General features: G+C 69.7%; 22 protein-coding genes. 13 read left to right on the forward strand and 9 right to left on the reverse strand.

Features of this window, described 5'->3' with window-relative positions:
• Positions 1-99: 99 nt before the first annotated feature.
• The 7 genes from OHS57_RS03690 to OHS57_RS03720 all read left to right on the forward strand — a co-directional run bounded on the left by OHS57_RS03690 (position 100) and on the right by OHS57_RS03720 (position 7124).
• Complete coding sequence (locus OHS57_RS03690) at positions 100-729, forward strand: alpha-ketoglutarate-dependent dioxygenase AlkB (protein ID WP_041998611.1); 630 nt, start codon at positions 100-102, stop codon at positions 727-729.
• Between the two features lie 81 nt (positions 730-810).
• The gene (locus tag OHS57_RS03695) at positions 811-2304 is read left to right on the forward strand and encodes a metallophosphoesterase family protein (RefSeq protein ID WP_328581003.1); all 1494 of its coding nucleotides are present in this window, start codon (positions 811-813) and stop codon (positions 2302-2304) included.
• 157 nt (positions 2305-2461) lie between these two features.
• Positions 2462-3361, forward strand: coding sequence for an alkaline phosphatase family protein (locus OHS57_RS03700; protein ID WP_041998605.1), 900 nt, complete (start codon positions 2462-2464; stop codon positions 3359-3361).
• Position 3362: 1 nt separating this feature from the next.
• A complete protein-coding gene (locus tag OHS57_RS03705) occupies positions 3363-4658 on the forward strand; it encodes an MFS transporter (RefSeq protein ID WP_328581004.1) in 1296 nt (431 codons plus the stop codon).
• 23 nt (positions 4659-4681) lie between these two features.
• On the forward strand, positions 4682-5704 hold the full coding sequence (locus tag OHS57_RS03710; RefSeq protein ID WP_328584995.1) for a TolB family protein: 1023 nt from the start codon (positions 4682-4684) through the stop codon (positions 5702-5704).
• 129 nt (positions 5705-5833) lie between these two features.
• Positions 5834-6586 carry a beta-glucanase gene (locus OHS57_RS03715; protein WP_443042835.1) on the forward strand — a complete coding sequence of 251 codons (753 nt, stop codon included), beginning with the start codon at positions 5834-5836 and terminating at the stop codon, positions 6584-6586.
• Between the two features lie 58 nt (positions 6587-6644).
• Positions 6645-7124 (forward strand): VOC family protein, encoded by a 480-nt coding sequence (locus OHS57_RS03720; protein WP_328581005.1) that lies wholly within the window; start codon positions 6645-6647, stop codon positions 7122-7124.
• A gap of 82 nt (positions 7125-7206) precedes the next feature.
• Here OHS57_RS03720 and OHS57_RS03725 read toward each other — a convergent pair whose 3' ends face one another.
• The 4 genes from OHS57_RS03725 to OHS57_RS03740 form a co-directional block, all read right to left on the reverse strand.
• The gene (locus OHS57_RS03725) at positions 7207-8283 is read right to left on the reverse strand and encodes a L,D-transpeptidase (RefSeq protein WP_328581006.1); all 1077 of its coding nucleotides are present in this window, start codon (positions 8281-8283) and stop codon (positions 7207-7209) included.
• Between the two features lie 110 nt (positions 8284-8393).
• Positions 8394-9812, reverse strand: a complete 1419-nt coding sequence (locus tag OHS57_RS03730; protein ID WP_328581007.1) for a DUF2252 domain-containing protein — start codon at positions 9810-9812, stop codon at positions 8394-8396.
• Between the two features lie 194 nt (positions 9813-10006).
• A complete protein-coding gene (locus tag OHS57_RS03735; RefSeq protein WP_157874476.1) occupies positions 10007-10246 on the reverse strand; it encodes a hypothetical protein in 240 nt (79 codons plus the stop codon).
• 53 nt (positions 10247-10299) lie between these two features.
• Entirely contained in the window at positions 10300-11103 is an 804-nt protein-coding gene (locus tag OHS57_RS03740) for an SAM-dependent methyltransferase (protein ID WP_328581008.1), read from the reverse strand.
• 97 nt (positions 11104-11200) lie between these two features.
• Here OHS57_RS03740 and OHS57_RS03745 point away from each other — a divergent pair, with 97 nt between their 5' ends.
• On the forward strand, positions 11201-12415 hold the full coding sequence (locus OHS57_RS03745; RefSeq protein WP_328581009.1) for a cysteine desulfurase-like protein: 1215 nt from the start codon (positions 11201-11203) through the stop codon (positions 12413-12415).
• A gap of 31 nt (positions 12416-12446) precedes the next feature.
• On the opposite strand, the gene OHS57_RS03750 is transcribed toward OHS57_RS03745, so the two are convergent.
• A complete protein-coding gene (locus OHS57_RS03750) occupies positions 12447-13910 on the reverse strand; it encodes an ATP-binding protein (protein WP_328581010.1) in 1464 nt (487 codons plus the stop codon).
• Positions 13907-15565 (reverse strand): FAD-dependent oxidoreductase, encoded by a 1659-nt coding sequence (locus OHS57_RS03755; protein ID WP_041998584.1) that lies wholly within the window; start codon positions 15563-15565, stop codon positions 13907-13909. The genes OHS57_RS03750 and OHS57_RS03755 overlap by 4 nt, the downstream gene beginning before the upstream one ends.
• Before the next feature lie 163 nt (positions 15566-15728).
• Between OHS57_RS03755 and ykgO the strand changes: the two genes are divergently transcribed.
• From ykgO to OHS57_RS03770, 3 genes are all read left to right on the forward strand, one after another.
• The gene (ykgO, locus tag OHS57_RS03760; RefSeq protein ID WP_042000492.1) at positions 15729-15851 is read left to right on the forward strand and encodes a type B 50S ribosomal protein L36; all 123 of its coding nucleotides are present in this window, start codon (positions 15729-15731) and stop codon (positions 15849-15851) included.
• Positions 15852-15917: 66 nt separating this feature from the next.
• A complete protein-coding gene (locus tag OHS57_RS03765; RefSeq protein WP_328581011.1) occupies positions 15918-17753 on the forward strand; it encodes a glycoside hydrolase family 15 protein in 1836 nt (611 codons plus the stop codon).
• Positions 17754-17798: 45 nt separating this feature from the next.
• Entirely contained in the window at positions 17799-19085 is a 1287-nt protein-coding gene (locus OHS57_RS03770; protein WP_443042836.1) for an MFS transporter, read from the forward strand.
• A gap of 28 nt (positions 19086-19113) precedes the next feature.
• On the opposite strand, the gene OHS57_RS03775 is transcribed toward OHS57_RS03770, so the two are convergent.
• The 3 genes from OHS57_RS03775 to OHS57_RS03785 all read right to left on the reverse strand — a co-directional run bounded on the left by OHS57_RS03775 (position 19114) and on the right by OHS57_RS03785 (position 24098).
• Positions 19114-21837 (reverse strand): glycosyl hydrolase family 95 catalytic domain-containing protein, encoded by a 2724-nt coding sequence (locus OHS57_RS03775; protein WP_328581012.1) that lies wholly within the window; start codon positions 21835-21837, stop codon positions 19114-19116.
• 275 nt (positions 21838-22112) lie between these two features.
• Complete coding sequence (locus OHS57_RS03780; RefSeq protein WP_041998578.1) at positions 22113-23213, reverse strand: DUF475 domain-containing protein; 1101 nt, start codon at positions 23211-23213, stop codon at positions 22113-22115.
• 51 nt (positions 23214-23264) lie between these two features.
• Positions 23265-24098, reverse strand: a complete 834-nt coding sequence (locus OHS57_RS03785; protein ID WP_041998576.1) for an aldo/keto reductase — start codon at positions 24096-24098, stop codon at positions 23265-23267.
• 156 nt (positions 24099-24254) lie between these two features.
• Here OHS57_RS03785 and OHS57_RS03790 point away from each other — a divergent pair, with 156 nt between their 5' ends.
• Both OHS57_RS03790 and sthA read left to right on the forward strand, forming a co-directional pair.
• A complete protein-coding gene (locus OHS57_RS03790) occupies positions 24255-24530 on the forward strand; it encodes a hypothetical protein (protein ID WP_052457377.1) in 276 nt (91 codons plus the stop codon).
• A 63-nt stretch (positions 24531-24593) separates the two neighbouring features.
• On the forward strand, positions 24594-25997 hold the full coding sequence (sthA, locus tag OHS57_RS03795; RefSeq protein ID WP_041998573.1) for a Si-specific NAD(P)(+) transhydrogenase: 1404 nt from the start codon (positions 24594-24596) through the stop codon (positions 25995-25997).
• The last annotated feature ends 20 nt before the right edge of the window (positions 25998-26017 follow it).

Consider the following 26017-nt stretch of genomic DNA (forward strand, 5'->3'; position numbering starts at 1 on the left):
CGCGGCGGTCGCGGTCCTCCGGGGCCCGGCCGCCGCCGTGCGTCCGAGGCGCGCCACCGTATAGCTCACTTGTTCGAGTGTGTGGTTATGCTGGGGGATATGTCGACTCATCTACAGGGGTCCCTCTTCGACCAGGGCGACGCGGTACGCGTCGGCCCGCTGCACGACGTCCGGCGTACGGTGCTGGGCGACGGGGCCTGGATCGATCTGCTGCCCGGCTGGGTCAGCGGGGCAGCGGCGCTGTTCGACGGGCTGGTCTCGGACGTGCCCTGGCAGGCCGAGCGCCGGCAGATGTACGACCGGGAGGTGGCCGTACCCCGGCTGCTCCGCTTCTACCGGGACGGCGCGCCCCTGCCGCATCCCGCGCTGGAGACCGCCCGCGACGCGCTCTCCGCGCACTACGCCGCCGAGCTGGGCGAGCCGTTCGCCACCGCGGGGCTCTGCTACTACCGGGATGGCAGGGACAGCGTGGCCTGGCACGGCGACCGGACGGGACGCGGTGCCCGGCAGGACACCATGGTGGCGATCCTCTCCGTCGGCGAGCCGCGTGACCTCGCCCTGCGTCCGGCGGGCGGCGGGGCGCCCGGCCGGCGGGTGCCGCTCGGCCACGGCGACCTGATCGTGATGGGCGGCTCGTGCCAGCGCACCTGGGAGCACGCGATCCCGAAGACGACGCGCGACGTGGGCCCGCGGATCAGCGTCCAGTTCCGGCCACACGGCGTGCGCTGAGGGCGTGCGCCGGGGGCGCCGAGGGAAGCGTCCGGCGGACCCACGCTCCGTGCCCCACCTGCGAGTTGCTACGGTGCGGCGATGCCTTCCTCTTCACGCGACTCGGCGGCCGGCGCCGGCTGGCACGGCCAGCGGCCCGGCAGCTACGAGAGTCTGCTGCCGCCCACCGCGAAGAAGCTCTCCTGGTTCGACCCGGGCACGCTGTGGAAGGCCCGCAACGGGCCGCTCGCCTCCCTGTTCGGGGATCCGACGGGCGAGGACCGGCGCCGCTGGGTCAAGGGCCAGCTCGACCGGGGTGTCCCGCCCGACCTCATGATCGAACGCGACGACCCCGACTCGTTCTCCTTCATGCTCTTCGGCGACACGGGCGAGGGCGACGCTCCCCAGTACGCCGTGGTGCCGGGCTTCCTCAAGGCGAGCGAGGGAACGCGCTTCACCGTCCTGTCCAGCGACGTGCTCTACCCGGTCGGCAGCGCCAACGAGTACGGCACCAAGTTCTTCCAGCCGTACCAGCGCTACCAGGCGCCGATCTACGCCGTACCCGGCAACCACGACTGGTACGACGGCAACACCGGCTTCATGCGCGTCTTCTGCGACGCGCCCGCCCTGCCGCCCGCCGCCCCGCCGGCGAAGCTGTCGCGCGCGTGGTGGCGCGGACTGCTGTGGAGGCGGCCCGAGGTACCCGACGAGCAGCGTCTCGCCGAGGCGCGGGCGCTGCGCTCGGCCCCCGCCCAGCAGGCCGAACAGCCGGGCCCCTACTGGGCGATCGACGCGGGACCGCTGCGGATCATCGGCATCGACACCGGGCTGCTCGGCACGATCGACGCGGAGCAGGGGCAGTGGCTGCGCCGGGTCTCGCAGGGGCCGAGGCCGAAGATCCTGGTCACCGGATCGCCGATCTACGTCGACAACAAGTACGAGCCGTGCGCGATCGAGGGCGGCGGCACCGTGGACGAGATCGTCCGCGATCCGGACTGCCACTACGTGGCGGCGATCGGCGGCGACATCCACAACTACCAGCACTACCCGGTCGACGTGCACGGGCGCACCATCCAGTACCTGGTGTCCGGCGGCGGCGGTGCCTTCATGCACGCGACGCACACCATCGCCCGCATCACCACCGGCGGGGTCACCGAGGACGAGTTCCGCTGCTACCCGCTGCGCGGTGACTCCCTGGCGTTCTACAGCGGGGTGTACGGCCGCCGGTTCCATCTGCGGCGGTTCTTCGAGCTGACCTCCGAGCAGGCCACGGCGGTGATCTCGAAGCGGCTCGGCATCCGGGCCACGCGCGGCACCGACGCCCGGGTGACCCTGCGCGTCCGTCTGGTCGCCGCCCTGCTGGGGGTGGCGAAGCAGCGCAGGCGCAGGTCGTGGTTCCGGCTGCCGGTACGCAAGATCTACGCCCAGCTCTTCTCGCCCGGCTCGGTGACGTTCACGCCGCCCTTCTTCAAGAGCTTCCTGCGTCTCGACGTGACACCGCAGACCCTGCGGATCCGCTGCTTCGCCGCCACCGGCAACCTCGAACAGGAGCTGGACCCGCCGGTCGAGGACGAGATCGTCATTCCGCTCGGCTGACCCGGGCATCCCCAACACCGTTACGAACCGGAGGCGTTGGGGAACCCGGCGCCCACCGGACGTTCTCCGGTACTTCATCTGGACGGCGCTTGGGGCGCCGTCCCGCTTCCCTACACTCGCGGTGCACCTCCCCGTCCCCCCGAACCGGAGGTAAGCCGTGTCCGGCTTGTCCGTACGATGGCCGTCGCCCCGCCGCTCCCGTACCGTCGTCGCCTCGCTCGCCTGCTTCGCCGCCGCCTGCGCCGGGCTCTGGGCCGGTCTCGGCGGCGCTTCGAGCGCCCAGGCCGCGGGCAGTGTGCCGACCCCCGACCATGTGGTCGTGGTGGTCATGGAGAACCACGCCTACAGCCAGATCATCGGCAGTTCGAGCGCGCCGTACATCAACTCGCTGAAGTCGGGTGGCGCCAACCTGACCGCCTCGTACGCCATCACGCACCCCAGCCAGCCCAACTACTTCGCGCTGTTCTCCGGTTCGACCCAGGGCATCACGGACGACGGCTGCTACACGCCCGGTTTCTCCTCAGCGCCGAATCTCGCGTCCGAGCTGGCGGCGGCGGGCAGGACCTGGGCGAGCTACAACGAGACGCTGCCCAGCGCCGGTTCGACGACCTGCAACAGCGGCAAGTACGCCCGCAAGCACAACCCGTGGTTCGGCTTCAAGAACGTCCCGACGTCGACGGCGCGCACCTTCGCGCAGTTCCCGACGGACTTCGGCCAGCTGCCGCAGGTCTCGTTCGTGACGCCGAACCTGTGCAGCGACATGCACGACTGCTCGGTCGCCACCGGCGACACCTGGCTGAAGAACAACCTCGGCGCCTACGCCACGTGGGCGAAGACGCACAACAGCCTGCTCGTCGTCACCTTCGACGAGGACAACTCGCTCTCCGGAAACAAGATCACGACCGTGCTGTACGGGCAGCCGGCCAAGGCCGGTTCGTCGTCCTCGACGAAGTACACCCACTACAACGTGCTGCGCACCATCGAGGACATGTACGGCACGGCGCACGCGGGGCAGGCCGCCAACGCCACGGACATCACGGGCATCTGGGCCTCCTGACGTGTACGTAGCGGACAGTCGCGGCGCCCCCGCGACGGCGCCCGCCCGGGGACCGTCCGGGCGGCGCGCCGCTGTCGCGCCCACGGTGCTGGCCCTGGGCTCCGTCAGCCTCATCACGGACGTCTCGTCCGAGATGGTCACCGCCGTCCTGCCGCTCTACCTGGTGACCGGGCTCGGTCTCTCACCGCTCGGCTTCGGACTGCTCGACGGCGTGTACAACGGCTTCAGCGCGCTGGTACGGCTCGTCGGCGGCCATCTCGCCGACCGCGGCGGCCGCCACAAGTCCGTCGCCGTCCTCGGCTACGGGCTCTCGGCGATCTGCAAACCCCTGCTCCTGCTGGTGAGTTCGCTTCCGCTGATCGGCGCGGTGCTGGCCGCCGACCGCACCGGCAAGGGGCTGCGTACGGCGCCGCGTGACGCGATGATCTCGCTCGCTTCGGCGCCCGAGTCACGCGGCAGGGCGTTCGGCGTGCACCGGGCGATGGACACGGCGGGCGCGCTGCTCGGACCGCTGGTGGCGTTCGTGATCCTGCGCGCCACGGTGGACGGGTACGACGCGGTGTTCACGGTCAGCTTCTGCGTCGCCGCGGTCGGCGTGGTGGTCCTGGTGCTGTTCGTGCCCGGCGCACGCGCCGGGGCGAAACGCACCGACGGGGCACCCGAGCGCCCGGCCGCCGGGGGCGTCTCGCTGCGGGCGGCCGTGGGGCTGCTGCGCCGGCGGGACGTGCGGCGGCTGTCGGTGTGCGCGCTGCTGCTGGGCCTCGCGACGGTCAGCGACTCCTTCGTCTATCTGCTGCTCCAGCACCGGCTCGGCGTGCCCGACCGGTGGTTCGCGCTGCTCCCGCTCGGAACCGCCGCGGCGTTCCTGCTGCTGGCCGTACCGCTCGGCTGGCTCGCCGACCTGGTGGGGCGCTGGCAGGTGTTCCTCGGCGGCCATCTGGCGCTGCTCGCCGCCTACGGCCTGATCCTGTCGTCCTGGCACGGCGCCGCCCTGCCGTACGCGGTCCTCGCCCTGCACGGCTGCTTCTACGCGGCGACCGACGGGGTGCTGATGGCGGCCGCGGCCGGCTGTGTGCCCGCCGAGCTGCGGTCCAGCGGTCTGGCGCTGGTGCAGACCGGCCAGGCCGCCGCGCGGTTCGCCTGCTCCCTCGCCTTCGGCACCGCGTGGAGCGTCTGGGGCGACAGGAGCGCGCTCGGCGCCGCGGCCGTCGCCCTGGCGGTGTGCGCGGTGTTCTCGTACCGGCTGCGGCCCTGGGCGGCGGCCGGGACGCCCGGGACGACGGGAGCCGCCGCATGACGTCCGTGGAGAGGGCGGCGCCCATGACGTTCCGTACCAAGCTGCTCGTGCTGCTGACGGCCGTCGTGGTGCTGGCGGCGGTGGCCGCCGCCGCCCTGCTGCGCGCCGGTGACCGGGCCGCCGTCAGGGACCACCCCCAGGCGGGCGGACCGCCGGTCGTCGCGGGGCAGGTGTCGCTCGCGCACCCGCCGGCGCCGCTGATCGTCTTCAGGAACATGGCGTACGGCCCGCACCGCGACGAGCTGAGCACCGTACGCGCCGGTGATCCGGCCGGCCGGCGCACCGCGTCGGGAGTGACGTGCCTGCGCTTCCACGCCGCAGGCGGGACCGGTATCTGCCTCCAGGCGGAGCACGGCACGCTGACGGACAGCTACCGGGCGGTGGTCCTCGACAGCCGGCTCAGGGAAGTCGCCCACTACGCGCTGCCCGGGATCCCCACCCGGGCCAGGGTCTCCCCGAGCGGGCGGCTGGCCGCCTGGACCGTCTTCGTCGGCGGCGACTCGTACGCGGGCACCGACTTCTCCACCCGCACCGCGATCCTCGACACCCGCACCGGGCGGCTCGATCCCTCCCTGGAGGCGTACCGGGTCACCAGGGACGGCCGCGCCCTGCACGCCGCCGACATGAACTTCTGGGGAGTCACCTTCGCCGACGACCGGGTCTTCTACGCGACGATGGCGACCGGCGGAAAGACGTATCTGGTGCGCGGCGATGTGACGACGCGTTCGCTCAGCACACTCCACACGAACGTCGAATGCCCGTCGCTGTCGCCGGACGGCACCCGGATCGCGTACAAGAAACGGGTCGCCGGGCTGCCCGCCGACTCGCCCTGGCGGCTGTACGTGCTGGATCTGCGCACGATGCGCGAGACCGCGCTGGCCGAGCCGCGCAGCGTCGACGACCAGGCGGTGTGGCAGGACGGGCGGACCGTCGTCTACTCGATGCCGAGCGACTTCGGCTCCGACCTCTACGCGCTGCCCGCCGACGGCACGGGCGCCCCTCACCTGCTGATGCGGGCGGCGCTCGCCCCCGCCTATCCGCGCTGACGGTCGCCCGTGCGAGTGATCGACACGGCGCGTCAACACCGCCTCACCGAGGGCGACGCCTACCATGTCGGGCAGCCACGGGCGGCACTCCTCCGCCGCCGTGTCGTAGGTCCCGGCGAAAGGCGTGCGGTGAGCGATCACGGATCCGGACTCAGGGAGTGGCTCGCCCAGAAGCTCAGGCCCAGGCTCGCCGTCCCGGCGCCCGCGGCCCCGCCCCGGCGGTACGGGCCGCCCGTCCTCACCGCCGACTTCACCAGCGCCGAGCAGTGGGTGGCCGGCCGTTCCTGGGCCTATCCGGACGGCGGCCCGACCAATCCGGGCGACAACAAGCTCGACCATCTCGTGACCGATCCGCAGTTCAGCAGGGGCGGCACCTTCCGCGCCTGCCGCCGTGCCGACGGCGACTGGGACACCGGGCTGCTGACCACCGAGGGCAGCGCCGACGGTTTCATGGTCCGCGCCGGTGACATCCTCGACACGCGCGTGCGGCTGCCCGTGGAGACCGGCGCGTGGCCCGCCGTCTGGACCTGGTTCGAGGGCGGCAACGAGGTCGACGTCTTCGAGTACCACCCGGACAACCCCCATCTGCTGGAGCTGACCAACCATGTCAGGGGCGGCCACCGCGGCTACACGCACGCGTCCGTCGCGCCGGGCGCCTGGGTCGATCTAAAGGTCGAGTTCGGGGCCAGGTCCGTCGTCTGGTGGGTCAACGGGGTACGGGCCTTCGCCGACGGCCGCGGGGTGGGCCGGCACTGGCGGGCGTATCTCATCGTGAATCTGTCCGTCAGCGCCGGGATGTACCACCCCGCGCCAGCGCCGGACCTGACGGCGATGTCCTTCACCGTCGAGCATCTTCATGTCCACAGGGGCGATGACTTCTGACCGCCCGCGCGGTCAACAGTGGCAGACGGACGACGCATTCCTGACGAAGGAGAACGCCATGCCTCAGATCACGCCCAACCTGTGGTTCGACACCCAGGGCCAGCAGGCGGCCGAGTTCTACGTCTCGGTGTTCCCGAACTCGAAGATCACGAACATCCTCCACTACGGCGAGGCGGGCCCCGGCCCGGCCGGCTCGGTGCTGACCGTCGACTTCGTGCTGGACGGCCAGCCCTACACGGCGATCAACGGCGGCCCGCAGTTCACGTTCGACGAGGCGATCTCGCTGCTGATCAACTGCGCCGACCAGGACGAGGTCGACTACTACTGGGACAAGCTCACCGACGGCGGCGAAGAGGTCCAGTGCGGCTGGCTCAAGGACAAGTACGGGCTGTCCTGGCAGGTCGTCCCGGTCGGGATGGCGGACGTGCTGGGCGACCCCGACCCCGCGCGGTCCGAGCGCGCCGTCAAGGCCATGTTCGCCATGAAGAAGATCGACCTGGCGGGGCTGCGGGCGGCGGCCGACGGCACGGACGGCTAGGGCCTCTCGTCTGGATCATGCCGGGCTCGCATGCCCTGGCACCGCGCCCTGATCCGGCCTGATCCAAACGAAAGGCCCTAGGTCAGAAGATCGTGGCGGCCGTCTGCGCCCCGCCGGCACTCCCGGCCAGCCACTTCGACCACGACAGGTTGAAGGCCGCGTACCCGTTGTCGGCGGCGGCCTTGCCGCGCGGTGAGCCGGTGATGGTGACCGGGTCACCCTGCTTCACGTAGTTGTAGAACCACTTCGCGTCGGCCATCGACAGGTGGACGCAGCCGTGCGAGCCCACGCTGTGTCCCGGGTACGGGTCACCGGTGGAGTAGTGGATGTAGGTGCCCGAGGTGGTGAGGTGGACGTCCCACGGCAGCTTCAGGTCGTAGAAGTCCTTGTCCTTCTTGTCGCAGCTGATCCCGACGCTGCACGAGGTCATATGGACGGTGCGCTCCTTGTCGATCACCGCCATGGTGCCGTTCCAGGACGGCCAGTCCTTGCTGCCCGCGTCGATCGGGAGCGTACGGACGGGGGCGCCGTTCTTCGTGATCTTCAGGGTGTGGCCGGGTACGGAGACGGCGGCCTCGACGTCGTCACCGATGGTGAACGAGTGCTCGTAGTCGTGGGTCCCGAGGCGGCCGTTCCCGTTGCTCACCCCGGTCAGCTCGGCGTCGACCCTGACCTGCGTACCGGACTTCCAGTAGCTCTGGGGGCGCCAGTCCACGCGGGTGCCGCTGAACCAGTGCCAGGCGCCGGTGGTGGGCTCCGACGCGGAGACCTTGAGGTGCTGCTCGACGTCCGCGCGGGCCGAGGCCGCGACCGGGTTGCTGAAGACCACCGAGATCGGCATGGCCACGCCGACCGTGGCGTCGGTCTGCGGGGTGATCGTGTTCAGCAGCATCGGCTGCGGGGGCTTCGGCTTGGGGTCGGGCTTCGGTGGCGCGGGCGTCGACGACGAGGCGAGCGCGGAGGCGGAGAGAGAGGCTGAAGGGGAGGGCGAGGCCGAGGCGGAGGTCGATGCCACGGGCTGCTGGTGCGCACTCACGGTCGGTGAGACCGGTGGCTTCGCGTCGGCGGCGGCCGAGACACTGCCGCCGCAGGCACTGGCGCCCGCGATCACCGCGCCCGTCGCCAGTGCGATCCCTATGCTGCTCCTGCTTCGGCCCATGCGCACGCGCATATTCCACTCGCCACTTCTTCAGAGGTCCGATATCCCTGGAGATACGGATTTCCGTGCCCATGGTTACACGAATGGTGTAAAACAACGGCCAAAGCTGGTCAGGTCGTGACCGCAATCACGCGCCCCGTGCCGATCGCCTCGGTCAGCGCGCGGTGGTCGCGTTCGTTCTGGTCGGCGTAGCTCTCGGCGAACCCCACCAGCGCCCGGTCGAAGACGTCCCCGGCGCCCAGATAGGCGGCGACGGCGATCCGGTCCCCCGACCTGGCGTGCGCGCGGGCCAGGGTGGCGCCGCAGAGTTCGCCGAAGACCCGCATCCCGCGCGGCACCATGATCTGGGGTACGGCGACGCCCTTCCAGTCGTTGAACTGCCGGATGTAGAAGTCCCGTTGCCTGTCGTCGAGGCCCTGGACCCGGTCCCAGCCGAGGAAGATGTCACCGACGGACTGCATGAGCCGCTGGCCGGCGACGACCCGGCAGCCCTGGTTGTCGTAGACACTTCCGCCGACATGCTCGGCGAGCACCGAGGTGTCGGCCTCCTTGGCCTGGAGGATAAGCGGGTCCTGATCGTCCTTGCCGAGGAGCAGCACGATCCAGCAGCGGGTGCCGACACTGCCCACGCCGACCACCTTGCGGGCGATGTCGACCACCCGGTACTGCTGGAGCAGATGCCTGCGGTCCATGGACAGGCTGCCCGCGTACCGGTCGACGAGTTCGCGCAGGCCCGCCTCCAGCCGGTCACGCTCGGCGCCGGGCAGCATGTCGTCCAGCGGCACGATCAGCGGCGGGTCGGCCACGAAGCGGCGCTCGCCGTGCAGCAGGTGGGTGAGCTTTTCGAACGCCCGCAGATTGTCCCTGGTCCTGGCCTTCCCCACCGCCTTGGTGACGCGCCCGCGGCCCCGCTTGTCGAGCCGCTTACCGGCCGTGGCGCGCAGTTCCTCGACGTCGGCGCGCTCGTACCAGACGGCCAGGTTGCCCAGCCCGGCGAAGTACCGCATGCGCTCGCGGTACGAGCCCACGGCGGCCCGGACGATCGCGGCGCGCTCCTTGGCCGAGTAGCCGTTCTCGCGGCCCGCGATCACCAGGCTGGCGGCCAGCCGTTTGACGTCCCACTCCCAGGGTCCTGGCAGGGTCTCGTCGAAGTCGTTGATGTCGAACATCAGACGCCGCTCGGGCGAGGCGAGCAGCCGGAAGTTCATCAGATGCGCGTCACCGCAGAGCTGGGCGGTGAGACCGGTGCGCGGCGCCGCGCCCAGGTCGGCGGCCATGATGGCAGCGGCGCCCCGGTAGAAGCGGAACGGCGACTCAGCCATGCGTCCGTAGCGGATCGGGACGAGATCCGGTACGCGCGTGGCGGACTGGCTCTCGATCACGTCGATCGGGTCGGGGCGGCCGGCTGCGGCGGTGAATTCGCCGTGCGCCGATCTCGGCAGGATCCGGCGGGCGGCCTTGCCCGCCGCCGCGCGCTCGGTCGGGGTCAGATAGGTCCCGCCTGCGGCCGGGGTGATGGAGGTCTGCATGGCGGCCCTTCCCGTCGTCCCGACGAGCCGGACGCTCTCGCCCCAGGGGCTGACCTGGCCCCCTCCATTCTCCGCCGCCCGCCGGGCGGCGCATCTCGGCGGCTCGGACAGGCGCGGACAGGCTCGGACAGCGGCGGACGGACGGGTGGCCGGGCACCAGGGGTGCCCGGCCACCGGGTCGCTCAGGAGAGTGGTCAGTGCAGCAGGTCGTTGCCGGACTTCACCACCTGCGTGCCGCCCTTGACCACGCCCTGCACCGCGGCCGCCTTCTCCCCCAGGGCTCCGTCGGCCACGGGCTTGACCTCTCCGCCGGCTGCCGCCGCCGTCTGGGCCGCACCGCTGAGGGTGCCGCCGAAGTCGAGGGCCTGGGCCGAGGGGGAAAGGGCGGCGAGGAAGGCGGAACCTGCCGCCGCGGCAGTGAGGATTCGACGCATGTTCATGATCCGTACAACGCACGGGCCGGGCGGAGGTCACGGTTCCGTTCGGCTCAGGGCTTGAGTCCCACACCCGCGACGGACTCCACCCGGCCGAAGTCGCCGGTGTCGTCCGGGTCGGGCCGCCACTCGGACGTCATGACGATGCCGGGCTCGACGAGTTCGAGTCCGGCGAAGAACTCGCCGATCTGCGCCGGCGGCCTGAGGTGGTACGAACTGGCCGAGTTGGCGTTGTAGACCGCGATGGCCTGGTTCGCCGTCTCGTTGCCGTCGGTGCCGTCGCTGAGCGCCAGATAACTGCCCGACGGCAGGGCGGCGAGCATCTCCTCCACCACGTCCTGCGGCTTCTCCGCGTCGGACAGCTGCCCCATCATGCCGAGCATCGTCAGCCCCACCGGACGGCTGAAGTCCAGCGTCTTGGCCGCCTCCGCGAGGATCTTGCCGGCGTCGAGCACATCGGCGTCGATGTACGCGCAGGCACCGTCGGGGGTGCTGGTGAGCAGCGCCCTCGCGTGGGTGAGGACCAGCGGGTCGTTGTCGACGTAGACGATCCGGGACTCGGGCGCCAGCCGCTGGGCCACCTCGTGGGTGTTGTTGGCGGTGGGCAGGCCCGTGCCGATGTCCAGGAACTGCCGGATCCCCGCCTCGCCCGCCAGGAAGCGGACCGAGCGGGCGAGGAAGGCCCGCTGCGCGCGGGCGATACGGGCGATGTCGGGGAACGTCTTGAGGATGACGTCGCCGGTCTCGGCGTCGACGGGGTAATGGTCCTTGCCGCCCAGAAGGTAGTTCCATACGCGCGCCGAGTGCGGACGGTCCGTCTTCAGTCTGAGGGCGAGGGGGTCTTGGGGAGTGCTCATGGCCAAAGCTTCACATATCCAGTGGATCTGTACCCGGGGATTGCACAATGCCTGTTCGATTAGGCTCACCAGCCCCGACATGAACAGGGAGTTCTCCATGACGTACGACGTCGAGGCGGTCCGCGCGCAGTTCCCGGCGCTGCGGGCCGGGGGCGCGCATTTCGACGGGCCCGGCGGTACGCAGACGCCTCGGCCCGTCATCGACGCGATCGGCGAGGCGCTCGCGGGACCGCTGTCGAACGGCGGCGGCGGCAGGACCGCCGGGGAGCGCAGCGCGGGCGAGCTTGTCGTGGCCGCGCGCCGGGCGATGGCCGATCTGCTCGGCACCGAACCGTCGGAGATCGTCTTCGGCCGCAGCGCGACGCAGCTGACGTACGACCTGTCCCGGACGCTGGCCGCGTCCTGGGCGCCGGGTGACGAGGTGGTCGTGACCCGGCTGGACCATGACGCCAATGTGCGCCCGTGGATCCAGGCGGCGCAGGCCGCCGGGGCGACCGTACGGTGGGCGGACTTCGACCCTGCGTCGGGCGAGCTGACCGCCGACGACGTCCGCGCCGTCCTCTCGGAGCGCACCCGGCTGGTCGCCGTCACGGCCGCATCGAACCTCATCGGCACCCGGCCGCCGGTCCCGGAGATCGCCCGGCTCGTGCATGAGGCGGGCGCGCTGCTCCATGTCGACGCCGTGCACGCGGCGGCACACACCTATGTGGACAGGGACGCGCTCGGCGCGGACTTCCTGGTCTGCTCCCCTTACAAGTTCTGCGGGCCGCATCTGGGGGTGCTCGCCGGGCGGGCCGAACTGCTGGAGGGGCTGCGGCCCGACAAGCTGGTGCCGTCCGCCGACACCGTGCCCGAGCGGTTCGAACTGGGCACGCTGCCTTACGAATTCCTCGCCGGCGTGCGCGCCGCGGTGGATTTCTTCGCCGCGCTCGCCGGACCCGCGGAGGGGTCGCGGCGCGCGCGGCTGGCCGGCTCGTTCGCCGCGCTGGAGGCGCATGAGGATGTCCTGCGATCCCGGATCGAGGAGGCGCTGGGCGCGTTCCCGTCCGTCACGCTGTACTCGCGGGCCCGGCGCCGCACACCGACGCTGCTGCTCGGCTTCGAGGGCCGCGAAGCGCAGGACGCGTACCGCTTTCTCGCCGACCGTGGGGTCGTCGCGCCCGCCGGTTCGTTCTACGCGGTGGAGGCGTCCCGGAGGCTCGGTCTCGGCGACACCGGCGCGCTGCGGGTGGGGCTCGCCCCGTACACGAACGCCGACGACGTCGAGCGGCTGATCAGCGGCCTCGGCGACTTCCTGGGCCGGGCCGCGTAGCGCCCGGCCCAGGAAGGGCGGCGGTCCCCTGTCAGTCCCCGGGGCCCTCCGGGGCGACCGACGGCTCCTCCGGCGGTTCCGGGGTGATCGGCAGGCACACCTCGAACCTGGTGGTGCCCGGCTCCGAGTAGACGCGGATGTCGCCGCCGTGCTTGTTGACGACGATGCGGTGCGAGATGTCGAGGCCGAGGCCCGTGCCCTCACCGACGGCTTTCGTGGTGAAGAAGGGCTCGAAGATCCGCGGCCTGACCTCGGGCGGGATGCCGGAGCCCGTGTCGATCACATCGACGAGCACCCGGTCCGGCTCCTTCCTGGTGCGCAGGGTGAGCGTGCCCGTGCCATCCATCGCGTCGAGGGCGTTGTGGATCAAGTTGGTCCACACCTGGTTGAGTTCGGCGCCGAACGCCCGGATGCCCGGCAGGTCGGGGTCGTAGTCCTTGACCACCTTCACGCCCTGGGGGATCTTCGCCTGGAGCATGGTGAGCGTGGCGTTGAGCAGGGCGTGCACGTCGACGGTCTGTTGTGCGGCGCGGTCGAGCTGGGAGTACTGCTTGGCCGCCCCGACCAGACCGGAGATCCGGGTCACCGCGTCGTCGATCTCGCCCATCAGCAGTTCGGTGTCGATGGTGTACGCGATCCAGCGCACGGCCGAGTCCAGATAGGCCTCGCCGACCGTGTCCTCGACGGTGGCCAGCCAGGGGACGCTGATGCCGCCCGCCGCCATCGCGGGCGCGAGATCCCAGGCGCCCGCCACGCCGTGCTCTTCGAGCCAGTCGGCCAGTTCGTCCTCGGCGTCGGCCGCGCCGAGCGCGGTCTGCGGCGGCGCGGCTGCCGCCTGTTTCACCGCCGCGTCCTGAAGTTCCACCAGGCCGTGCAGCCGGGTGCCGTCGACCCGGCCGTCGGCGATGAGGGCGAGCTTGTGGCGCATGCCGGCCACCCGGTCGCGCAGCGCAGCCGTGGCCCTGACGGCGGAGGCCGCCGGGTTGTTCAGCTCGTGGGTGAGGCCGGCCGACAGTGAGCCGAGGGCGATCAGCCGCTCCCGCTCCCCGACGATGGTGTTGGCGGCGCGGGTGCCGAAGAACAGCCCCTCCAGCAGATGCAGCGCCATCGGGAACCACTCGCGGATCGCCGTGGCGAACTCGTCGGCGGTCAGCACGAAGAACGTCGCGTCGCTGACGGCCCGCAGTGTGTTGGCGTACAACTGCTCGACGCGGTCGCCGAGATACGCCTGCATGGCGCCGCTGTAGACCCCGCGCTGGTCGGTCCTGCTGACCTCGATGTCGTCGCCGTGCAGCCGCCGGTTGAGCGAGACCGCGCCGCTCAGCAGGACGAAGAAGCAGGTCGCGGGCTCGCCCTCGGCGTAGACGACGCTGCCGCCCGCCCGCTCCTCGACCTTCCCCCGCTCGGACAGCCACACCAGTTGGTCCTCGTCGAGGGCCTCGAACAGGAACAGGGTGCGCAGCTCTTCCGGACTGAGCCGGACGGTGTCGGTCACTGTGCCTCCAGATAGCGGTGGACCAGCGAGATGGCCATCGCGCCTTCGCCCACGGCGGACGCGACGCGTTTGAGCGAGGTGGCGCGGACGTCTCCCGCCGCGAAGACACCGGGCACGCTGCACTCCAAGTGGTACGGGTCGCGGGGCAGTTGCCAGGACGCGGGGCGCCTGCCCGCAGCGACCAGGTCGGGTCCCGTGAGGACGAAGCCGCGGTCGTCGCGCTCGACCACGCCGTCCAGCCATTCGGTGCGGGGTTCGGCGCCGATGAAGACGAACAGCCAGGACGTCTCGACGGTTTCCGTGTCGCCGGTTCTGGTGTCCCTGAGCGTGAGCTGCTGCAGGTGGTCGCCGCCCTTGCCCTCGACCACCTCGGTCCAGGGGTGCACGACGACGTTGTCGATGTCGCGGAGCTGGTCGATGAGGTAGCTGGACATCGACCGTACGAGATCCTCGCCGCGGACGAGCAGATGCACCCGGCGCGCGTAGCGGGAGAAGTAGACGGCGGCCTGTCCCGCCGAGTTGGCGCCGCCCACCATGTACACGTCCTCGCCGGAGCAGGTGTGCGCCTCGGTGACGGTGGATCCGTAGAAGACCCCGGCGCCGGTGAACTCCTCAAGGCCCGGCGCCGTCAGCCTGCGGTAGGAGACCCCGGTGGACAGCACGACGGTGTGGGCGGTGATCGAGGTGCCGTCACCGAACCGCAGCACCCGGCCCGAGCCGGGCGCCTCCATGGAGATGACCTCGCGGGTGGAGAGGATCTCGGCGCCGAACTTCGTCGCCTGCCTGCGGGCCCGCTCGGTGAGCTGGGCACCGGAGACCCCGTCCGGAAATCCGAGGTAGTTCTCGATGCGCGAGCTCTGGCCGGCCTGGCCGCCGGTGGCCTGGCGCTCCACCAGGACCGTACGCAGTCCCTCGGACGCGCCGTAGACGGCGGCGCCGAGTCCGGCGGGCCCCGCGCCGACCACGACGAGGTCGTAGAAGTCGGAGGTGGGTGTGGTGGTGAGGCCGACATGGGCGGCGAGCTGGGCGTCGCTCGGCGCCATCAGGGACGCGCCGTCGGACGTGATCACCAGCGGTACGTCGCCCTCGGCGGCCCCCGCGGCGTCGAGCAGCCGCCTGCCCTCGGGCTCGTCCGCCTGGAGCCAGCGGTACGGGACCAGGTTGCGGGCGAGGAAGTCGCGTACCGCGAAGGAGGGCGCCGACCAGCGGTGTCCCACCACCCGGGTCTCGGTGGCCGAGGGGTCGGGGGTGGCGAGCCAGAGGTCGAGCAGCCCGTCGATCACCGGGTAGAGGTTCTCCTCCGGCGGGTTCCACGGCTTGAGCAGGTAGTGGTCGAGGTCGACCACGTTGATGGCGTCGATGGCGGCGCCGGTGTCCGCGTACGCTGTGAGCAGCACCCGCCGGGCGAGCGGGAACAGGTCCATCGCCGCTTCCAGGAACTCGATGCCGTTCATCTTCGGCATCCGGTAGTCGGCGAGGATGATCGCCAGCTGGTCCCCGCGCAGCTTGATCTCGCGCAGCGCCTCCAGCGCGTCCTCACCGGAGGCCGCGCGGACGACCCGGTAGCGCTCGCCGTAGCGCCGCCGGATGTCGCGTGCGACGGCTCTGGAGACCGCCGGATCGTCGTCGACGGTCAAGATCGTCGGGTTGACCATGCCACCACCCCTGAACTGGTCGTCTCCTCGATGCGCCCGGGCATCCCAGACTACGCCGGGACGCCTCGGGACGGGCCGGGAACGGGGTGCGGCCGGGGCGGGGCCGGGGAATGGCGCAGCCGGGCGCACTGTTGTCATGGACATCCAAGGAAGGGAGCAGGCCATGAAGGTTCGCCAGTCGTTGCGGTCCCTGAAGTCCAAGCCGGGGGCGCAGGTCGTCCGCAGGCGGGGCCGCGTCTTCGTGATCAACAAGAAGGACCCCCGGTTCAAGGCCCGCCAGGGCTGAGAACGCGACCGCCGGACGGTCCCCGACCGATGTGCGGGGCGGCGGTCCGCGGGTGAGACTCGGTGGATGGAGGCCGAGGACTATCTGCCGATCGCCGAGCACGGCCTGATCGGTGACCTGCGCACCGCCGCGCTGGTCGGGACGGACGGCCGGGTGGACTGGTTCTGCGCCCCCCGGTTCGACTCCCCCAGCGTCTTCGCCTCGCTGCTGGACGCCGGCAAGGGCGGCTACTGGGAGATCGCCCCGTCCTGCCAGATCGCCAAACGGCACCAGTTCTACTTCCCGGACACCAACATCCTGGTGACCCGGATGCTCACCGAGGACGGCATCGTCGAGATCCAGGACTTCATGCCGGTCCTGCGGGCCCACGACAGCGAGCACCGCCAGCGGCTGGTGCGGCGGGTGGTCAACGTACGGGGCCGGATGCGGATGTCGGTGCGCGTCGCGCCGCGCATGAACTACGGCCGCGACCGGCACACCCTGACCCGGGTGCCGGACGGTGTGGTGTTCAGCGGAGAGACACTGTCCCTGTCGGTCCGCTCGACGGTGCGTCTGGACGTCGAAGGGGACGACGCGTACGGCGAGTTCGAGCTGTCCGAGCGCGAGACGGCGCTGTTCGTGCTGGAGGCGGCGGCCGACGGGGCGGACTTCCCCGAGGAGGCCGTGGGCCCCGAGGCCGCGGAGGTGCTGTTCGACGCGACGGTGGCGTTCTGGCGCCGCTGGCTCTCCCAGTCCGGCTACACGGGCCGCTGGCGCGAGATGGTGCACCGCTCGGCGCTCACCCTCAAACTGCTCACCCACGAACCGACCGGCGCCGTCATCGCCGCGCCGACGCTCGGTCTGCCCGAACGGATCGGCGGGGGCCGCAACTGGGACTACCGGTACGTGTGGATCAGGGACGCGGCGTTCTCCCTCTACGCGCTGCTGCGGTTGGGCTTCACCGACGAGGCCGAGGCCTTCATCGGATGGCTGACCGAGCGGCTGCGTACGGCGACCGACCGAGGCGCCGGACCGTTGCGGGTCATGTACTCCATCGACGGCGACGCGCACCTCCCCGAGGAGGTGCTCGGCCATCTGGAGGGGTACCGGGGCTCGTACCCGGTCCGCACCGGCAACGACGCGAGCGGCCAGCGCCAGCTGGACATCTACGGCGAACTGATCGACTCGATCTATCTGTTCAACAAGCACGGCGGCGGAATCTCGCACGAGGCCTGGACGGATCTGTGCGAGATCCTCGACTGGCTGATGGACAACTGGGACACCGCAGACGAGTCCATCTGGGAGACCAGGGCCGGCCGGCAGCACCACACCTACTCGCGGCTGATGTGCTGGGTGGCCGTCGAGCGCATGATCAGGATGGCCCGGCAGCGCGGGCTCCCCGGGGACCTCGGCCGCTGGACAGAGGTGCGCGACCGGATCTACCACGCGGTCATGTCGCGCGGCTGGGACCCGGTGGCCCGCACGTTCGTCCAGCGGCTGGGCGCCGAGCCCGACGGGGAGGTGGAGACCATCCTGGACGCCTCGGCCCTGCTCATGCCGATGGTCAAGTTCATCTCCCCCGCCGACCAGCGGTTCCACTCGACCGTCGCCGCGATCCGGGACAGTCTCGTGGCGGACAGCCTGGTCTTCCGCTACGACCCGGCACAGGCGCCGGACGGTCTCGACGGCACCGAGGGCACGTTCTCCATCTGCTCGTTCTGGTGGGTGGAGGCGCTGGCCCGCTCGGGTGACGTGGAAGAGGCGCGGGTGGCGCTGGAGAAGATGTTCACCTACGCCAACCACGTCGGACTCTACGCCGAGCAGATCGGTATGACGGGCGAGCATCTGGGCAATTTCCCGCAGGCGTTCACCCATCTGGCACTGATCAGTTCGGCGATCAACCTCGACCGCGCGATGGGCTGACGCGAGGTCTGGTCAGCAAAATAGATGCGTGGTACACCTTATTTTGTGACCGACAGTGAAGACACGTCAGCGACCGTCCAGGAGGCGGCGCACGGCGGCGCTCCCGGCGCGGTGAGCCCGTTCCGTCAGCCGAAGGCCGTGTGGGCGGTGGCGTTCGCCTGCGTGATCTCCTTCATGGGGATCGGCCTCGTCGACCCGATCCTGCCCGCCCTCGCCGACGGACTGCGGGCCAGCCCCAGCCAGGTGACGCTGCTGTTCACCAGCTATCTGGTGGTCACCGCCGTCGCCATGCTGTTCACCGGCTTCGTCTCCAGCCGGATCGGCGCCAAGCGCACGCTGGTCGCCGGGCTGATCCTGATCGTCGCCTTCAGCGCACTGGCCGGCGCGTCCGGCAGCATCGCCGGCATCGTCGGCTTCCGGGCGGGCTGGGGCCTGGGCAACGCGCTGTTCATCGCGACCTCGCTCGCGGTCATCGTCGGCTCGGCGAGCGGCGGCTTCGCCGGCGCCATCATCCTGTACGAGACGGCGCTCGGCATCGGTATCGCCATCGGTCCGCTGCTCGGCGGTGAACTCGGCGGCATCAGCTGGCGCGGCCCGTTCTTCGGCGTCGCCGTGCTGATGGCGCTCGCCCTGGTCGCGACGCTCACCCTCGTACAGCCGACCCCGCCGCCCGCCCACCGGACGTCGGTGCTCGACCCGTTGCGGGCCCTGCGCCACCGCGGTCTGCTGACCATGGGGCTGACGGCGCTGCTGTACAACTGGGGCTTCTTCACCGTGCTCGGCTACGCGCCGTTCCCCATGCACCTCGGGACCCATCAGCTGGGTTACGTGTTCACCGGGTGGGGCGTGCTGGTGGCGGTCTTCGCGGTCTTCGGCGCGCCCCGGCTCCAGGCGCGGCTGGGCATCGCCAGGGCGCTCTACCTCAATCTCGCGCTGTTCGCCGTCGACATCGCGGTCATCGCCGCCTTCACCGATTCGCGGACCACGCTGATCGTCGCCGTGATCGTCTCCGGCGCCTTCATCGGCATCAACAACACCATCACCACCCAGGCCGTGATGACGGTCGCCCCGGTGGAGCGTCCCGTCGCCTCGGCGGCCTACGGCTTCGTCCGCTTCATCGGCGGCGGTCTCGCGCCGTACGCCGCGGGCAAGCTGGCCGAGCACTACACCGTGCACGTGCCGTTCTGGCTGGGCTCAGGGGCCGTGCTGGTGGCGATCGGTGTGCTGGCGACGGGTCACTCGCTGCTGGCCGACGCCGAACGCACCCAGCAGGCGGAGGTCCGGCCCCCGGCGGAACACACCGGGGACCGGACCGTGGCGCAGGGCGGCTGAGCCCGGCGCGCTCCGCGGGACCGAACGGTCAGGGAGTGATACGGAAGGCGTCGATCATGCCGACCGAGGTGCTCTTGTTGACCACCTTGATCGTGTGCGAGCCGCCGGCCAGACCGGACTTCTGCCAGACGACCTGCTGCGCCTGTCTCGCCCCTGAGACGTACAGATCGACCGTGCCCTGCAGCGCGTTGTCGAGATAGACGTCGACCTTGCCCATGTCACCGTTGCGCTCGGACAGGTACTGGATGCCCGTGCCGGTGAAGGTGTACTGGGCCGTCGCACCCACCACCGTGCTGTGGTGCGTGTCGTCGTTGTAGTCGCCGTAGCCACGGGCGCTGGTGCTGTACCAGTTGCTGTCGTAGGTCACCGCCGAGTCGTTGACCATCGGGTTGGCCGTCTTGCCGATGCCCAGCGTCGAGTTGGTGCCGGCCAGGGTCTTGGCGTCCTGGTTGGCGGTCCCGGTCAGCGTGGTCGCCGAGTAGCCGCTGAGCGGCTTGGCCGTGCGCTCCACGACGTACACGGTGTTCGCCGCCGTGGTGAGCTTGAACTCGGGGTCGCTCGTGGTCAGTACGGTCGAGTTGTCCGACGCCTTGCGGACCCGGACCTGCTGGTTGCCCCACGGGTTCACGATCGTGGTGCTGTTGCCGTACTGGCTCTTGAGCCCGACGTACTTGACCTCGCCGGCCTCACGCTCGGACGACACGGTGAAGCCGCCGCTCGCCTGGAGGGTGAACTTGCCGACGAAGCTCGAATCGGACGGCACGGCGGGGAAGACCCTGATCTTCCCGTTGTACGACTGGAGCAGCGACTCGTTCATCGCCGACAGATGCACACCGAAGTACTCGAACACACCGTTGGTGTTGTCGGTCAGACCGTTGGGGTAGGTCTGGTACTTCTTCAGCATCGTCTTCATGCCGTCGAACGTCTGGTTCCCGAGCCCCAGCCGGGCCGCCTGGACCGCGTCGTTCGCCCACACGTTGCCGTACGGGAAGGGCCGGGCGTTCCAGGTGTTGACGGCCTTCTGCTGGTCCGGGTAGCCGATCCCGGTGATGTTGTACGGCCAGATCAGCTCGGACGCGACGTTCTCGTTGTTCCGCGTCTGGGCGATCGGCGGGGTGTGCGGCAGATAGGTGTTCGCGTCCGAGGGGTAGGCGATCAGGTTGTCCAGGACCTTCTGCCACTGCGGGACGAGCGACGCGTCCTGGCCGAGGTCCTTCGCCGTCTGGATGGCGATCGGGAACAGGCTGCGCACGGCGGCCAGGTCGGTGATCGCGTTGGGCACGTTCCAGTACGTCTCGTGCGAGTTGGACGACGCGACGTAGTACTTGCCCGAGCTGTCGACCGACAGCATCTGCGTGTAGAACTTCGCGACCTCGCGCATGAACGGATAGGCCGTGTTGCGCAGGTAGTTGCTGTCGTTGGTGTACTTGTACTGCTGGTACATGTTGAACGCGGCCTCGTAGCCGGTCGACCAGATGTTCTTGGTGTAGTCACTGCCGACGGTGCCGCGCGCGTTGCCGTCCCAGCCCATGGTCTCCGGGACCCAGATGCCGTCGACGTTGTACCGGGTCTTGGTGTACGCCTTGAGCGTGTTGAAGTTCCGGCTGTACAGGTTGTTGAAGGTGTTCATCACGTCGGCGTGGTTGGACGCGAGGAACGAGTTGTAGACGTCCCGTTGGTTCCAGTACCAGTACGCGTTGCTCCACTTGGTGTTGTCGCCGGTGGCTCTGAAGTCACCGTTGATGAAGTGGAACGGGTAGTTGGCGAACCCGCCTGCGGCGATCATGTACGTGCCGAGGTAGTAGGCGTTCTCCATGTAGTCGGCGTCGCCGGTCGCGTTGGAGTACTGCACGAACGACTTCTGCCAGAACGAGTGCCACCAGTTCTGATAGCTCGTCAGGGTCGAGGCGTATCCGGTGCTCTTCACCGAACTCAGCGCGCTCTTGGCCGCGTTGACCGAGTTGTGGTCCGACGCGTTCAGCCGGGTGCTGGTGGTGAACCAGATGGTGTAGCTGCTCGACGGCGTGATCGTCAGCCGCACGGTCTTGGAGTCGACGACCTTCGTGGTGAACGGCGCGCCTTCGACGGTCGCGGCGAGCGTGTAGCCGAAGTTGTTCGGGTCGGCCTGCCCCCTGCTGATTCCGGCGCCGGTCGAGTCGGCGTAGGTGGACACGTTCTTCCAGGTGTCCAGGTTGGGGACGTCACCGCTGTTGCCGAGCTGGCCCAGGTCCCACAGGCTCAGGTCGAGCGAGACGCTGGAGACGCCGCCGCGGGTGTCGTCGACATGGACACCCATCACCTCGGAGTTCGGCTTCCCCATCACCGTGACGGTGCGGTTGCTGTCGTACTTGGTGGTGAGGGTGCCGTTGTACATCGACAGACGCTGCTGGAACGTGCTGTAGCCGGTGTCCATCGCGGGTGTGGTGTTGAGCTTGACGAGCCCCGCGCCGAACGCCGTCTGCTCCGACGCGTCGACGCCGGACACCTGCATCTTCAGACCGTTGTCGTTCCAAGCCATCGCACCGGTCTTGCCGTTACCCACCGTCAGACCGTAGTCGGGGTCGGTGTTGGGCCGGTTGTAGACGATGTCGTGCTTGGACAGGTACTTCGCGTAGTCGACGTTGAGCCCGCCCGTCGCCGAGTTGAAAGCGGCGTCGGTGGAGGAGGCGGACGCCGCCGGTATGCCGGCGAGGCCGCCGACCATACAGGCGGCGGCTATGGCGAGGGCGAAGAGTCGAGTGGGTCTTTTCATCGTATGTGTGTCACTCCCACGAGCGGCGATGGGCGGGGGGCGGCTGATCCGAAAGCGCGGGTGAGGTGCGGAACCTGCCGAAGCGGGTCACCGGTCCCGACCGGTAACCCGCGCGAAACAGCCATGTGACAGGTTCACAACACGCAGTGAACATCGGAGGTCTGGCGCCGTCAAGAGAAAACGCACCAGTAATTACCGGGCCACCGCCCGCATTGATCGGATCTTCGGTCCCGCTCTCCGGTCCGATCTCCGGTCGGATCTTCCGCCTGTGATCTTCAGACGGACTGCAGCTTGTTCCGCCGGACCGACGAGAGGAACGACCACCCGATCAGCACGACCCCGACGAGCCCGGTGATCAGTTCGCTGATCTCGTACTGGATGGTGACGAGGAGGATCACGGCGAGGGCGCCGATCGCGTAGTGCGCGCCGTGCTCCAGATAGACGTAGTCGTCCAGGGTCCCCTGCCGCACGAGGTAGACCGTGAGCGACCTGACGTACAGGGCGCCGATACCGAGGCCGAGGGCCATCAGCACGATGTCGTTGGTGATGGCGAAAGCGCCGATGACTCCGTCGAAGGAGAACGACGCGTCCAGCACCTCCAGGTAGAGGAACATGAAGAACGCGGCCTTGCCGGTGAGACCGGCCCCCGAGACGGCCGGGTCGCCCTGTTCGGCACCGCGCGTCTCACGCTCCGCCTCCGCGCGTTCCTCGTCCTCCTCCAGCCGGTTCTCGAAGAACGTGGAGAGCCCGCCGACGATCAGATACGCGACGAGGCCCGCCACTCCCGCCGTCAGGACCGTGCCCGACTTGTCGGCGTGGTGGCCGCCGTGCTGATGGGCGTGGGTGGCCACCGTCAGCGCCGCGATCAGCAGCACGATCAGCGCGACGCAGACCGAGAGCATCTCGATCCTGCCGAGCTTCGCCAGCGGGCGCTCCAGCCACGCCTGCCACTTGATGTCCCGCTCCTCGAAGATGAAGCTGAGGAAGATCATCAGCAGGAACATCCCGCCGAAGGCGGCGATCGACGGGTGGGCGTCGGTCACCAGCTGTTCGTAGCGGTCCTTGTCGTTGAACGCGAGCCGTACCGCCTCGACAGGATTGATCCTGGCCGTGATGGTGACGATCACGATGGGGAAGGCGAGCCGCATGCCGAAGACGGCGATCAGCACGCCGACGGTGAGGAAGATCCGCTGCCAGAAGGCATTCATCTTCTTCAGGATTCCGGCGTTGATCACCGCGTTGTCGAAGGACAGCGACACTTCGAGTACGGCCAGGATCGCCACGACCCCGAGCCCCGCCCAGCCGTCGTAGAGGACCCCGGCCGCCAGGCCGAGCAGGCTGATGAGGAACGCCCATCGGAAAGTCTTCAGAACCACTGACTGCCCTATCTGCTCGGAACGGCGGCCGTCCGCCCAACCTAGTTGACCTCAGGGGGTGGCGTTCATCCGGTCGGGGTCGAATCCGGTCCGCTCGTCCCTGTTCAGTGCGGTGATCTCGGCGATGTCGCCCTCGGTCAGCTCGAAGTCGAACAGGTCGAAGTTCTCCTTCACCCGCTTGGCGGTCACCGACTTCGGGAAGACGATGTCGCCGCGCTGCAGATGCCAGCGCAGCGTCACCTGCGCCGCCGACTTGCCGACCCGCTCGGCGATGCCGGTGATCGTGGGGTCGTCCAGGACCAGCCCCTGCGCGATGGGCGACCAGGCCTCGGTGGCGATCTCGTGCTCGGCGTTGAAGGCGCGCACGTCGTCCTGTGTCAGGTACGGGTGTACCTCGATCTGGTTGACCGCGGGCACGATGACGCTGTCGCTGAGCAGCCTGCGCAGGTGGTGCGGCTTGAAGTTGGAGACGCCGACGGCCTTCACCCGGCCCGAGCGGTACATCTCCTCCATGGCGTGCCAGGTCTCCACGAAGTCACCGACGGCGGGCATCGGCCAGTGGATCAGGAACAGGTCCAGATAGTCGATGTCCAGGTCTTCGAGGGTCTTGTCGAACGCGCCCAGCGCGTCGTCGTGGGCGTGGTAGGGGTTGTTGAGCTTGCTGGTGACGAAGAGGTCGGCGCGGTCGAGACCGGATCCGCGGACCGCCTTGCCGACCTCTTTCTCGTTGCCGTACATCTCGGCCGTGTCGATGTGCCGGTAGCCGGTCTCCAGGGCGGACAGCACGGCCGCCTCGGTCTCCTTCGGCGGGATCTGGAAGGTGCCGAAGCCGAGCTGCGGGATCTCGACGCCGTTGTTCAGCGTGATGGTGGGAACTGTTGGCACGTTGATGCCTCCGTCTGTCTGCCCCCGGTGATTGTCAGAAGATCGCCTCCCCGGTGCGGGCGAGGGGAAACGCATCGGGGGCCGAGGCCACCTGGACGGCTGACAAGCCGAAACACCGAGGTCAGCCGGGATCGCCGGGCGTGTCGCCGGACAGGTGTGCCGCGCGGCCGACTGCTGCTGATCCTGACCGGGGTGTGCCTGGTGGGCCGTGGCCGTTATCCGCACCAGGGGTGGTTCAGGCGCTGGACGATCGCCATGAAGGACGGCGCGATCGTCGCCGAGGGCCCGCCTGCCGAGGTGGTCAGCGAGGACGCGGTACGGAAGATCTTCGGCATGGACTGCCGGGTCGTGACCGACGAGGTGTCCGGGACGCCGCTGGTCCTGCCCGTCGGACGCCGCCACGCGGACCCCGGGGCCGCGCTCCGGTCGTAGCCGGGCGCGGGGCAGCCGGACCCGCTCTTCCGGGAAACCTCCGCGAATGCCAGACTCCTGTGCGTGCGCGACTTCGACATGCTTGTCATCGGATCAGGCCCGGGCGGCCAGAAGGCCGCCATCGCAGCGACAAAGCTCGGCCGCAGAGTCGCGATCGTCGACCGGACCGACATGGTCGGCGGCGTCTCCATACACACCGGCACCATCCCGTCCAAGACGCTGCGCGAGGCGGTGCTGTATCTCACCGGCCTCACCCAGCGGGACCTGTACGGGCAGAGCTACCGGCTCAAGGAAGAAATCACCGTCGCGGATCTGACGGCCCGTACGGATCATGTGATCAGCCGCGAGGTCGATGTGATCCGCAGCCAGCTCGCCAGGAACCAGGTCACCCTGCTGCCGGGCACCGGGCGGTTCATGGACGAGCACACCGTCGCCGTGCGGGACGGGGGCGGCGAGGACCGGCTGGTGACCGCCGAGCACATCGTCATCGCCACCGGCACCCGGCCCGCGCGCCCGGCGAGCGTCGAGTTCGACGAGCGCACGGTCATGGACTCCGACAGCGTCCTCAACATGGACCGGGTCCCCCGGTCCATGGTCATCGTGGGTGCCGGGGTCATCGGCATCGAGTACGCCAGCATGTTCGCCGCCCTCGGCAGCAAGATCACCGTGGTCGAGCAGCGGGACTCGATGCTGGACTTCTGCGACGCCGAGGTGGTCGAGGCGCTCAAGTACGGGCTGCGGGACCTGGCGGTGACGTTCCGCTTCGGTGAGACCGTCGCCGCGGTCGAGCGGCACGAGCAGGGCACGCTGACCGTCCTGGAGAGCGGCAAGAAGATAGCCGCCGACGCGGTGATGTACTCGGCGGGCCGGCAGGGGCTCACCGACGAACTCGACCTGGACAAGGCCGGTCTCACCGCCGACAAGCGCGGCCGGATCAGCGTGGACGAGCACTACCGCACGTCCGTGCCGCACATCTACGCGGTCGGCGACGTCATCGGCTTTCCCGCGCTGGCCGCGACCTCGATGGAGCAGGGCCGGGCCGCCGCGTACCACGCCTGCGACGAGCCGGTGAACCCGATGCACCTGCTCCAGCCGATCGGCATCTACACCATTCCGGAGATCAGCTTCATCGGGAAGACCGAGGACCAGCTGACCGACGAGCGGGTGCCGTTCGAGGTGGGGGTCTCCCGCTACCGGGAGCTGGCGCGCGGGCAGATCATCGGGGACGCGCACGGCATGCTGAAGCTGCTCGTGTCGCCGGAGGACCGGCGGCTGCTCGGGGTGCACTGCTTCGGCTCCGGTGCCACGGAGCTGGTCCACATCGGGCAGGCCGTGATGGGCAACGGCGGCACGGTCGACTATCTGGTGGACGCGGTGTTCAACTACCCGACGCTCGCCGAGTCGTACAAGGTCGCCGCGCTCGACGTGACGAACAAGATCCGGCAGACCGACCTGATGGGACGCTGAGCGAACGGGGCGCTGAGCGC

It is taken from the genome of Streptomyces sp. NBC_00370, from assembly GCF_036084755.1.
GTDB lineage: Bacteria > Actinomycetota > Actinomycetes > Streptomycetales > Streptomycetaceae > Streptomyces.